The organism is Streptomyces sp. 8N706 (genome assembly GCF_052245415.1).
Taxonomy (GTDB): domain Bacteria; phylum Actinomycetota; class Actinomycetes; order Streptomycetales; family Streptomycetaceae; genus Streptomyces.
In genome coordinates, this window is record NZ_JBQQBW010000165.1 from 1 (window position 1) to 11519 (window position 11519).

Sequence of the window (11519 nt, forward strand, 5' to 3'; positions counted from 1 at the left end):
CCAGTCCTACGTGTGGATACGGATGCACAGCCCGTAACGCCCGACGAGGCGGCCGGCGGGCCGGGTGACGACCCAGTGCAGCCGTCGCATCGGTGCGGTGCCGCGGTAATACCAGCGCGCTGGGGCGCTCACCGAGATGACTGCATCGGTGTGCGCCTCTGTGCGCCCCCCATGCGGAGGAGGGGTCGGCGGACCGCTTGACGGGTCCCGCCGCGCGGGGCCGTGCAACGCGGCGTGCCGGAGGACCACCGAGCCCCCCATGGAGAAGCCGACCGTCGCCACGCGCGCGTGCCCCAGCGACCGTGCCCAGCGCACCGCCGCCGCCAGATCGAGCACCTCCCGGTCGCCCACCGTGGACCGTCCGCCGGAGCGCCCGTGCCCCCGGAAGGAGAAGGTGATCACGGCCGCACGCTGGGCGAACACCCGGGCCGCACGCTGCACCGCGGGCCGGTCCAGCGCGCCGGTGAAGCCATGGGCGACCACGATCGCGAGACCGTCCGACGGGGCGCCCGAGCCCCCGGCCGAAGTCTCCGCCGCACCGCTCGCGCTGCCCTCCGCGGAACCGGTGGAACCGGTTGAACCACCCGCGAACGGCAGGTACGCGGCCTCGATCCGCACCCCGTCATCGGTCAGCAGCGACGCCCGGACGGGCGTTCTCCGGACACGTGACGTGATCGAGGGAACACAGGAGAGTGAGAATGCGGCCTCGGAACCGGAGCTCATGTGGGCTATTCTGCTGGGAGAGGATCCGGGCAGCGACGCCCCCGGGTCCTTTCGTGCTTTCAAGCGCTCCATGCGCGGATGAGCGCAGGTGTGCTCCTGGGGCGAGGAGCCATCACCCGTACGAAGCAGTGCCGCACACTTCCCCAGGGCTGACGCCTGGGAGGGGATACCCCCATCGCTGGGACCGAGGAGGAACCGACGTCATGGGCAAGCGAAGCGCACAGGACCGTACTATCCGGACATACGGGTTGGATCCCGTAGGTACGGTGGATTCCCTGACCGAAGGGAGCATTGGATGAGCTCTCTGCTGCTCCTCACGAATGCCCTCCAGCCCTCCACCGAGGTGCTGCCCGCGCTCGGCCTACTGCTCCACAACGTACGTGTGGCCCCCGCCGAGGGGCCGGCCCTCGTGGACACCCCCGGCGCCGACGTGATCCTGATCGACGGGCGGCGCGACCTTCCCCAGGTGCGCTCCCTGTGTCAGCTGCTGCGCTCGACCGGGCCCGGCTGCCCGCTGATCCTGGTGGTGACGGAGGGCGGGCTCGCCGCCGTCACCGCGGACTGGGGCATCGACGACGTGCTGCTCGACACGGCCGGTCCGGCCGAGGTCGAGGCACGGCTGCGGCTCGCGATGGGCCGGCAGCAGATCTCGACCGATGACAGCCCGATGGAGATCCGCAACGGTGATCTGTCGGTCGACGAGGCCACGTACAGCGCCAAGCTCAAGGGGCGGGTGCTGGACCTGACCTTCAAGGAGTTCGAGCTGCTGAAGTATCTCGCGCAGCACCCGGGCCGGGTCTTCACCCGGGCGCAGCTGCTCCAGGAAGTGTGGGGCTACGACTACTTCGGCGGTACGCGGACGGTCGATGTGCATGTGCGGCGCCTGCGGGCGAAGCTCGGGCCGGAGCACGAGTCGCTGATCGGGACCGTACGGAACGTCGGCTACCGCTTCGTCACCCCGGAGAAGGTCGAGCGCGCTGCGGAGCGGGCCGCGGAGGAGGCGAAGCGGAAGGCCGGGGCGGGGGCCGGGGGAGAGGCTGTGTCCGACGTCATGCCGGCCCCGGAGCCCAAGGGCGGTACGGCGGAACGCGAGGTCGCGCGGTAACGTTGGGCGGTCGCCGCCCCACGACCGGCCGAGACCTGGGTCACCACGCGTAGACTGCCGCGCGTGGCCAAGGTGACGCGTGACGATGTGGCAAGGCTGGCAGGGACCTCGACCGCGGTCGTCAGCTACGTCATCAACAACGGACCCAGGCCGGTCGCCCCGGCCACGCGCGAGCGTGTCCTCGCAGCGATCAAGGAGCTCGGCTACCGGCCGGACCGGGTCGCTCAGGCGATGGCGAGCCGCCGTACCGATCTCATAGGGATGATCGTTCCCGACGCCCGTCAGCCGTTCTTCGCGGAGATGGCGCACGCGGTGGAGCAGGCGGCGGCCGACCGGGGAAAGATGGTCCTGGTCGGCAACTCCGACTATCTGGACGAGCGTGAGGTCCACTATCTGCGGGCCTTTCTCGGCATGCGCGTCTCCGGGCTGATCCTGGTCAGCCAGGGGCCCAGCGAGCACGCGGCCGCGGAGATCGACGCCTGGGACGCCCGTGTGGTGCTGCTGCACCGGCGTCCCGACGCGATCGACGATGTCGCGGTGGTGACGGACGACGTCGGCGGCGCTCAGCTCGCCACCCGCCATCTGCTGGAGCACGGCCATGAGTACGTGGCCTGCCTCGGCGGTGTGGAGGAGACCCCCGTCTCGGGAGACCCGGTGGCCGACCACATCGAGGGCTGGCGCCGGGCGATGAGGGAGGCCGGGCGGTCGCCGGAGGGGCGGCTCTACCAGGCCCCGTACAACCGCTACGACGCGTACCGGGTGGCGCTGGAGCTGCTGGACCGCCCGGACCGGCCCACGGCGATCGTGTGCGCGACGGACGACCAGGCGATCGGCGTGCTCCGGGCGGCGCGTGAGCTGCGGATCGATGTGCCGGGCGAACTGGCTGTGGCCGGCTTCGACGATGTGAAGGAAGCGGCACTGACCGATCCTCCGCTGACCACCGTCGCCTCGGACCGTCCGGCGATGGCGCGTGCGGCGGTGGACCTGGTGCTGGACGACGGGCTGCGGGTGGCGGGCTCGCGGCGGGAGCGGTTGAAGCAGTTCCCCTCGGCGCTGGTGGTGCGGAGGTCGTGCGGCTGCGGGTGACCCGCCTCCGTACATGCGGTGTTCCGGCACCTTCGTTTCTCCGGCGTTTCTGTCCGACTCCGTTCCACGGCGCTGCCGATCCGCGGCGTCTTTTCGGCCCGCGGCGTGGTTCCGTGCCCTTGCAGGGGACATGCCGCCTTCTGTCGGAGTTCTCAGCGAGCACTCAGGCTGCTCTCAGCCTGCGCGCGCACAGTGTGGGCATGACCGACAACAGTGCGTATCGCCTTCCTCCGGGCCCCGAGTACGGCGCCTCGACCTCCCCCGGCATGCCGTTTCCTCCTCTGCCCCCTCGTCCCAGCCAGGAGCCGGACGGGTCGGCCGTGACGCCGCCCGGACGCCGACGGCGGGCCCGGCGCCCCGTCGCACTCCTCGCCGCGGTCGCCATCGCCGCCGCCGCGGTCGGCGGCGGCACGGCAGCCGTGATCGACCACGTCACCGGCGGCACGAGCGGTGGCGGCGGCTCCGTCACGGGTACGCCGACCTCGGTGCGGACGGACGGCACCGTGGCGGGCGTCGCCTCGGCCGTCGGCCCGAGCGTCGTCGAGATCACCGCGACCTCACCGGCCGGGAGCTCCACCGGATCCGGTGTCATCGTCGCCTCGGACGGCGAGATTCTGACCAACAACCATGTCGTTTCCGGCGCCTCGTCCGTCAAGGTCACCTTCAGCGACGGGAAGACGGCCACCGCCGAGGTCGTCGGCGCCCGGTCCGACCTGGACATGGCCTTGCTGAAGGCGGACGGCGCCAGCGGGCTCGAGGCCGCCGCCCTCGGGGACTCCAGCACGGTCAAGGTCGGGGACGCGGTCGTGGCGATCGGCTCGCCCGAAGGCCTGACGGGCACGGTGACCAGCGGGATCGTCTCCGCGCTCGACCGCAAGGTGACCGTTGGGAAGGAGGACGGACAGCAGCAGCCGCCCGGGGGCGGCGACCGCTGGCCGTTCGCGTTCGGCGGCGGGCAGTACAACGGGGACGTGGGCTCGTCCACGACCACGTACAAGGCGCTCCAGACGGACGCCTCGCTCAACCCGGGCAACTCCGGTGGCGCCCTGGTCAATATGGAGGGGGAGGTCATCGGCATCAACTCGGCCATGTACGCGCCCACTTCCGGTGCCGGAGCCGAGTCGGGCGGTGCGGGCAGCATAGGCCTCGGCTTCGCGATCCCGATCGACGACGTGAAGAAGATCCTCGACGACCTGCGGAAGGGCAGCGGCGGCTGAGGGAGCGGCCGCGACCGTCCGGTGTCCCCACCGGTCCTGTGCCCCGGCCCGCACTGCCGTGCGAGGCTGAGACCGCAACCGCCGACCCGGCCCCCCTCCTCCCGGAGCGAGACCCATGAGCCCCGCCGAAGGCGACCACCGCATTCTGATCGTCGACGACGAGCCCGCCGTACGCGAGGCGCTCCAGCGGAGCCTCGCCTTCGAGGGATACGGCACCGCGCTCGCCGTCGATGGGCTCGACGCGCTGGAGAAGGTCGGCGCGTACGAGCCCGACCTGCTCGTGCTCGATGTGCTCATGCCGCGTATGGACGGGCTCACCGCCGCCCGGCGGCTGCGGGCCGCCGGGGTGACGGTGCCGATCCTGATGCTGACCGCACGCGACACCGTCGGCGACCGCGTCACCGGGCTGGACGCGGGAGCCGACGACTACCTGGTGAAACCGTTCGAGCTGGACGAGCTGCTGGCCCGCATCCGCGCCCTGCTGCGCCGCAGCTCGTACGCCCCGGCCACCGGGGCGCCGCAGCCGGTGGAGGACCGGGCGCTGGCCTTCGGCGATCTGCGCATGGATCTCGATACGCGCGAGGTGACGCGGCGCGGGCGGGTGGTCGAACTGACGCGCACCGAGTACACGCTCCTGGAGATGTTCCTCGCCCACCCCCGGCAGGTCCTCACCCGCGAGCAGATCCTCAAGGCCGTCTGGGGGTTCGACTTCGAGCCGAGCTCCAACTCGCTGGATGTGTATGTGATGTATCTGCGCCGCAAGACGGAGGCGGGCGGTGAACCGCGCCTGGTGCACACCGTGCGCGGGATCGGGTACGTGCTGCGCGGGGACGGCGGCGCGGAGTGACCCCGGCACCCCTGCGTCGCTTCAACCGGCTGCCGCTGCGGTCGCGGCTGGCGCTGCTCACGGCGGTCGCCGTGGCGGTGGCGGTCGCGGTGTCCGCCTTCGCCTGCTGGTTTCTGACGCGCACGCAGCTGCGCGAGGAACTCGACAACAGCCTGCGCAACACCAGCGTTCCGCCCGGCTTCGGCGGCCAGTTGCTGCGCAACTGCCAGGACACCAACCCGACCACCAACAAGGAGGTGCTGCCCGGTATCGCGAGCGGCCAGGTCGTGCTGGCGGGTGGCGACCGGTGCGTGGGGATCAACTCCCAGCCGGTGAAGGTCCAGGAGGCGGACAGGAAGGTCGCGGCCGGGTTGCTGGGGGAGGCCCTGCACGACGGCACCACCGACAGCGGCGAGCCCGTACGGGTGCTGACCAAGCGGGACCAGGCGGGCACGGCCATCTCCGTCTCCCGGCCGCTCAGCGAGATCGACGGCGCGCTGAACACCCTCGCCCTCCTGCTCGCCGCCGTCGCCGGAGTGGGGGTGGTCGGAGCGGCCACGGCGGGCCTGTGGATCGCCCGCGCCGGGCTCAAACCGGTGGACCGGCTCACCGGGGCGGTCGAGCATGTGGCCCGTACGGAGGATCTCGCGGTACGGATCCCCGTCGAGGGGGAGGACGAGATCGCGCGGCTGTCGCAGTCCTTCAACTCCATGACCGCGGCGCTGGCGTCCTCGCGGGACCGGCAGCAGCAGCTCATCGCCGACGCCGGGCACGAGCTGCGGACACCGCTCACCTCGCTGCGGACCAATATCGAGCTGCTGGTGCGCAGCGAGGAGACCGGCCGGCCGCTCCCGGCCGAGGACCGGCGCGAACTGCTGTCCTCGGTCAAGGCCCAGGTGGTGGAGCTGGCGGCTCTCATCGGTGATCTGCAGGAGCTGGCCCGGCCGGACGCGGTGGCCGGAAGCAGACCCGTGGAGGTCGTGGCACTGCACCAGATCGCCGCCCGGGCGGTGGAGCGGGCGCGGCTGCGCGGGGCGGGGCTGACGATCACCACCGAGCTCGGGCCCTGGTACGTACGGGCGGAGCCGGCGGCACTGGAGCGGGCGGTGGTCAATCTGCTCGACAACGCCGTGAAGTTCTCCCGGAGCCAGGGGCCGGACGGGATCGCTGGGGCCGATGGGGCGGAGGGGCACCAGGGAGATGCCGGACCGGGTGGTGTGGGCCGCGGCGCCCCCGCCGGGCACCCCCCGGACGGTGCCGGCAGCTCCTCGGGCGGGGTCATCGAGGTGGGACTCAGCGGCGGCGAGCTGACCGTACGGGACCACGGGCCGGGGATTCCGGCCGATGAGCTCCCGCATGTCTTCGAGCGCTTCTGGCGTTCGACCTCGGCGCGGAGCCTGCCGGGGTCGGGCCTCGGCCTGTCGATCGTGGCCCGTACGGTCCAGCAGGCGGGCGGCCGGGTGAGCCTCGAGTCCGCACCGGGAGGGGGCACCCTCGCCCGTATCGCGCTGCCGGGCTCGGCCGTCCCGCCTCCGGAGACGGACTGACGCGCGCCGTCCCGCTGTCCGGAGAGGGACCGCCGTGCATGCGGCGCTGTCCGGAGGCGGACCGACGTGCATGTGGCGCCGTCCGGAGGCGGACCGACGTGCACGTGGCGCTGTCCGGAGGCGGACGCACGTGGCGCCGTCCGGAGGCGGACCGACGTGCACGTCCCGCCTCCGGAGACGGACTGACGCGCGCCGTCCCGCCGAGGCCGCGGCCGCCGACTGCTCCGGGTCTCAGCCGGTGCCGACGGGTCCGGTCTCAGCAGTGCCCCGGTGGCTGAGCCGTACAGTCGGCGGCTCAGCCGTACACCTGCCCGCGGCCGCGTCAGCGCTCCCCGTGCCGCTTCGCCGCTTCGCCGAACGGCAGGTCCATCCCCGACAGGTCGGCGCGGATGCCGTCACGCTCCACCGTGATGTTCTGGAGGCGTACATAGCCGGGGACCTCCGGCAGCTGGAAGGAGAGCGACAGCCGCTCCGACAGCTGCGGCTGCGTCAGCTTGGTCAGCCCCGACATCAGCGATGGATCGATGCCGACCTTCTTCAGCAGCCAGGGGTGCTCGGCGACGACATCGACGAGGTTCAGCCGCATCACCTTCTGAGCGAAGCGGGGTGCCCCGGTGACGCGGTGCAGTTCCTCCTCGCTGCGCAGCGTCTCCTTCATCGCCGACTGCGGAACGCCGAGGCGCTTCGCCAGCGAAGGAACGGAGAGCAGCGCCTTCGCCTGCTGCATGTTCCGGCGGACCTCGTTCGCCGCCTTACGGGTGAGCTGGAGGCCCGCGTGGTCGCCGGGCCGGTAGGTGGCCAGATCCGCGATGTCGAGCCGCATACCGGTGATGTCGGTCTCGATGCCGCGTCCGCCCACGCGGCGGATGTGCGCCTCCGCCCGCATCCGCAGATCGTGGCCCGCGACCGGCAGTTTGCCGACCGCGAGCACCGAGTCGCGCCCCTGCTCGGTGAACTTCACCTGCGAGGAGCCGAGCTCCCGGTTGAGGTCGTCGAACGACAGCAGCACATTCCCCTGCATCCGGCCGATGACCGCGCCCCGGATGGACGTGGGGAGGCTCCCGTTGAGCCGGATGTCGGACGCCGAGGCCTCGACCTTCGCGAGCGAGACACGGTCCGCCGCGACGTCGGGGATGGCGACGTCGACCTTCTCCAGGCGCTTGTCGGCCATCTGGGTGAGGAAGGGGAAGCCATGGATCGTCACCTCGGGCTCGGCGGCCAGATCGAGGGAGTCCTTCAGCTTCTCCTGGGCCTTCTGCTCGGCGTACAGCACGGCCCAGCGGTCGGCGACCACCAGGAACGCGGCACACACGAGTACGGCGACCACTGCCTTGAGCGCGAGCGGCACGGCGGCGAATCCGCCGCGTCCGCGCCTGCCCCGCCCGTGGTCCGGCGGAGCCCAGTCCTCGTCGGCCTCCTCGTCGTCCGCCCGGAGCCCGAGCCCCAGCACGTCGTCGTCCTCGGGCGGGCCGTGGCGCCGGCTGTCCAGGGACCGGTCCGGGGACGGGTCCACGGAGCGGTCCGCGGCCCCGCCCCCGAAGTCGTCCACGGGGTCTGCGAGCGCGGCGAGATCCTCGTAGGGATTGCGGGGGGTGCGTGACGACGGATGCGGCTGTGGGGGTATGCGTGTGGGGGGTCGCATCGGAGTATCCGATCACAAAGGGCGCCCTCGGTTGCAAGTTTTACGGCCGGTACTCGGCCAATGCGAGCGATTTCACGTCAGGAATGGCGTGTTGGGAACGGACCTGCTGCTGCCTATGGCCGTTATGTCCCCTGTGGGGGCTGGTCTCGTACGGCGTCGGTGGAGCCTGTTGCGGGCGGTCCTCCAGCCTCTGGACGCCTACCTCGACGAGGGGCGCGGCTCCCACCACGGCGAGCCGGTGTGAGGCCCCCCGCCCGACCTGACGGCATGTCAGGCGAGCCGTCCTGACCGCTGTGCCCGGCAGAAACGTGACGGCCCGGCAGAGTGGTCCCTGCCGGGCCGTACGTACGCGTGAGCCGTCCGGGCGCTTACTGCACGACCGTGATCCGGTCCGCCTTCGGCGGGGCCAGTGGCGAGTCCGCAGAGGAGTGGGCGGCGAAGTACGCCGTGAGCGCGTCCAGGTCCGACGCCCCCACGTACTTGTTCCTCCCGTCCTTGAAGACGGGGAAGCCGTCGCCGCCGCCCGCCAGGAACTCGTTCATCGCGACGCGGTAGGTCTTCGCCGGGTCGATCGCCTCACCGTTCAGCTTCACCGAGTCCGTGACGATCCGGGCCGCGCCGGTCTTCCTCGTGTCCAGGGTGTAGGTGAAGCCCTCCGAGACCTGGAGGATCTTGGGCGAGGCCTCGTTCGGGCCGCTGACCTGCTGCTGGAGTGCGGTGATGAGCTGCGCGCCGGTCAAGTCGACGGCGGTCATCATGTTGGTGAACGGCTGCACCGTAAAGGCTTCGCCGTAGGTCACCACGCCGTCGCCCTCGCTTCCCGACGCCTTGTGCACGAGGTCGGAGCGGATGCCGCCCGGATTCATCAGGGCGATCTGCGCGCCCCCCTTGTCGGCCGGGGCCAGCGCCTCCAGCTGGGCGTCGCCGATGACGTCCCCGAGCGGCGACTCGTACGTACCGGCGCCGCGGCCCGGGATGTCGGCGGCGATGTGGCCGACCGGCTTGTTGGCGACCGGCGCGGCCAGCGTGTTCCAGCGCTGGATGAGCGAGGTCATATCGGCGGCCTTGGGCTGGTCGCGGCGCACCACATGGTTGGCCGACGCGACGCCCGTCCGCACGATGTCGTGGGTGCGGCGGTCGTAGGTGAGCGTGGTGTCGGTGTAGAGCTTTCCGAACGAGGACGCCGAGGTGACCATGCGCGGCCTGCCCGCCGGGTCCGGGACGGTGCAGACGTACGCCTGGTGCGTGTGGCCGGTCACCAGCGCGTCGACCTTCGGTGTGATGCCCTTGGCGATGTCCACGATGGGCCCGGAGACACCGTCGCCCGGTCCGGGGCTGTCGCAGTTGTCGTTGTACGCGCCGCCGGCGGGGACGCCGCCCTCGTGGACGAGCGCGACGATCGACTTCACACCGCGCTTGTCCAGCTCCTTGGCGTACCGGTTGACCGTCTCGATCTCGTCGTGGAACTTCAGGCCCTTGACGCCCTCGGCGGAGACGATGTCCGGGGTGCCCTCCAGCGTCACGCCGATGAAGCCGATCTTCACGCCCCGGTGCTTCCAGATCGTGTACGGCGCGAGGATCGGCTTGCCGGTCTTCTCGTCCGTGACGTTGGCGGCGAGATAGGGGAAGTCGGCCCCCTGGAACACCTTGCCGTCCTGGTAGCAACCGTCCTTGGGGTGGCAGCCGCCCTTCTGCATCCGGGTGAGCTCCGCCCGGCCCTCGTCGAACTCATGGTTGCCGACGCCCGTCACATCGAGATCGAGCTTGTTCATCGCCTCGATGGTCGGCTCGTCATGAAAGAGACCCGAGAGCAGCGGGCTCGCACCGATCATGTCGCCGGCGGCGGCGGTGATGCTGTACGGGTGGCCCTTGCGGGCCGTGCGCAGCGAGGTGGCGAGGTATTCGACACCGCCGGCGTCGATCTTCTCCGTGGTGCCGTCCGGGTGTTGCCGGGTGACCTGGCCGGAGGATCCGGCGGGCGGCTCGAGGTTGCCGTGGAAGTCGTTGAAGGAGAGCAACTGCACGTCGACGGTGCGGCCGTGGCTGTGCCCGGTTCCGAGGCCCGGTGCGGGTGCGGGGCCGCGCGCGGTGCTGTCGGCCCCGGCCGGTACCGCGGCGGAGAGCACGCCGGCCGCCGCGGCGAGGACGGCCGCACTCGTCGTCAAGCGGCGCACCAACCGTCGCCGTTGAGGTCTCGCTGACATGAATTCCCCTTCGTGGACAGCGACAAGAGAGCTGAGGGTGGTCGAGTCGACGGGCAGCCTACGGTCAACGCGCGTAGCGCGTCAGGGTTGTGAAGTAACGAGGGGGTTGCGGGAGGGTGTCCGTTCACCCGTCCGGGCTGAGGGGGCGGCCTGCGCCGGGTGGCGTGCGGGGCGCGCCCGGCGCGGATACGGCGGCTGAGCGGACGCCGGAGGGGCTCCGGAGCGGTGGGCGAGTCGTAGGCTCAGGACATGAGCAACGTGGTGGACGGGACGGGCGCGGTGCGAAGGATCGAGGTTCTGGACGAGGTGACGCCCGAGGCGGCGCGAGTGGTCTCGGAGCTGCTGGAGGAGGCGGCCCGGGTCGACGGTCAGCCCGCCGTGTCCGAACAGGGGCGGCTGCAACTGCGGGGCGGGCGCCGTGAGGGCGTACGGCATCTGCTGCTGCACGAGGACGACGGTGAGGGCGGCCGTACGCTCGCCGGTTACGCCCAGTTGGAGGAGACGGACCCGGTCGAGGCGCCTGCGGCGGAGCTCGTGGTCCACCCCGGGTACCGGGGGCGCGGCCACGGCCGGGCGCTGGGGGGCGCGCTCCTGGACGCGTCCGGGAAGCGGCTGCGGGTCTGGGCGCACGGAGGGCACCCGGCGGCCCGGCATCTGGCGCAGGTGCTGGGGATGTCGCTGTTCCGCGAGCTGCGGCAGATGAGGCGGCCTCTGGCGGATCTCTCACTCGCCGAACCGGTGTTGCCGGTGGGGGTGAGGGTACGGACGTTCCGGCCGGGCCAGGACGACGCGGCCTGGCTGGCCGCCAACGCCGCTGCCTTCGCGCACCACCCGGAGCAGGGCTCCCTCACGCAGCGGGACCTCGAGGACCGCATGGCCCAGGTGTGGTTCGAGCCGGAGGGGTTCTTCCTCGCGGAGAAGGAGGGCCGGATCGTCGGCTTCCACTGGACCAAGGTGCATGCGGCCGAGCAGCTGGGCGAGGTGTACGTCCTCGGCGTCGTCCCCGGCGCCCAGGGCGGAGGCCTGGGCAAGGCCCTCACGGCGATCGGCCTCCGCCACCTGGCGGCGGCGGCGCTGCCGACGGCGATGCTCTACGTGGACGCCGACAACGTCCCGGCGGTGACGGTGTAAGAACGCCTCGAGTTCACGACGCACGAGACGGATCTGAT

At 71.6% G+C, this 11519-nt stretch carries 9 protein-coding genes and 1 pseudogene; 7 read left to right on the plus strand and 3 right to left on the minus strand.

The features are described 5' to 3' along the window. Positions 1-12 precede the first annotated feature (12 nt). Positions 13-723 (minus strand): annotated as a pseudogene (locus ACTWQE_RS32255) (alpha/beta fold hydrolase); the annotation flags it as partial. Between the two features lie 295 nt (positions 724-1018). Between ACTWQE_RS32255 and ACTWQE_RS32260 the strand changes: the two are divergent. From ACTWQE_RS32260 to ACTWQE_RS32280, 5 genes are all read left to right on the plus strand, one after another. Further along, positions 1019-1828, plus strand: coding sequence for a response regulator transcription factor (locus tag ACTWQE_RS32260; RefSeq protein WP_443332639.1), 810 nt, complete (start codon positions 1019-1021; stop codon positions 1826-1828). A 63-nt stretch (positions 1829-1891) separates the two neighbouring features. After that, positions 1892-2914, plus strand: coding sequence for a LacI family DNA-binding transcriptional regulator (locus tag ACTWQE_RS32265; RefSeq protein WP_443332640.1), 1023 nt, complete (start codon positions 1892-1894; stop codon positions 2912-2914). 200 nt (positions 2915-3114) lie between these two features. Then, entirely contained in the window at positions 3115-4131 is a 1017-nt protein-coding gene (locus ACTWQE_RS32270) for a S1C family serine protease (RefSeq protein ID WP_443332641.1), read from the plus strand. 115 nt (positions 4132-4246) lie between these two features. Continuing rightward, a complete protein-coding gene (locus ACTWQE_RS32275) occupies positions 4247-4978 on the plus strand; it encodes a response regulator transcription factor (RefSeq protein ID WP_443332642.1) in 732 nt (243 codons plus the stop codon). Then, positions 4975-6504, plus strand: coding sequence for a sensor histidine kinase (locus ACTWQE_RS32280; protein ID WP_443332643.1), 1530 nt, complete (start codon positions 4975-4977; stop codon positions 6502-6504). The genes ACTWQE_RS32275 and ACTWQE_RS32280 overlap by 4 nt, the downstream gene beginning before the upstream one ends. Before the next feature lie 322 nt (positions 6505-6826). On the opposite strand, the gene ACTWQE_RS32285 is transcribed toward ACTWQE_RS32280, so the two are convergent. Then, the gene (locus ACTWQE_RS32285; RefSeq protein WP_443332644.1) at positions 6827-8146 is read right to left on the minus strand and encodes an LmeA family phospholipid-binding protein; all 1320 of its coding nucleotides are present in this window, start codon (positions 8144-8146) and stop codon (positions 6827-6829) included. Between the two features lie 88 nt (positions 8147-8234). Between ACTWQE_RS32285 and ACTWQE_RS32290 the strand changes: the two genes are divergently transcribed. After that, positions 8235-8390, plus strand: a complete 156-nt coding sequence (locus tag ACTWQE_RS32290) for a hypothetical protein (RefSeq protein ID WP_443332645.1) — start codon at positions 8235-8237, stop codon at positions 8388-8390. A gap of 124 nt (positions 8391-8514) precedes the next feature. On the opposite strand, the gene ACTWQE_RS32295 is transcribed toward ACTWQE_RS32290, so the two are convergent. Then, on the minus strand, positions 8515-10350 hold the full coding sequence (locus tag ACTWQE_RS32295) for a bifunctional metallophosphatase/5'-nucleotidase (protein WP_443332646.1): 1836 nt from the start codon (positions 10348-10350) through the stop codon (positions 8515-8517). Positions 10351-10599: 249 nt separating this feature from the next. On the opposite strand from ACTWQE_RS32295, the gene mshD reads away from it, so the two are divergent. Further along, complete coding sequence (mshD, locus tag ACTWQE_RS32300) at positions 10600-11481, plus strand: mycothiol synthase (RefSeq protein WP_443332647.1); 882 nt, start codon at positions 10600-10602, stop codon at positions 11479-11481. Positions 11482-11519: the final 38 nt, after the last annotated feature.

Bases quoted from the DNA above. Each gene is read 5' to 3' on its own strand.
- ACTWQE_RS32295 (WP_443332646.1), bottom strand. From the start codon at position 10,350: ATGTCAGCGAGACCTCAACGGCGACGGTTGGTGCGCCGCTTGACGACG.
- ACTWQE_RS32270 (WP_443332641.1), top strand. From the start codon at position 3,115: ATGACCGACAACAGTGCGTATCGCCTTCCTCCGGGCCCCGAGTACGGC.
- ACTWQE_RS32260 (WP_443332639.1), top strand. From the start codon at position 1,019: ATGAGCTCTCTGCTGCTCCTCACGAATGCCCTCCAGCCCTCCACCGAG.
- mshD (WP_443332647.1), top strand. From the start codon at position 10,600: ATGAGCAACGTGGTGGACGGGACGGGCGCGGTGCGAAGGATCGAGGTT.
- ACTWQE_RS32275 (WP_443332642.1), top strand. From the start codon at position 4,247: ATGAGCCCCGCCGAAGGCGACCACCGCATTCTGATCGTCGACGACGAG.
- ACTWQE_RS32285 (WP_443332644.1), bottom strand. From the start codon at position 8,146: ATGCGACCCCCCACACGCATACCCCCACAGCCGCATCCGTCGTCACGC.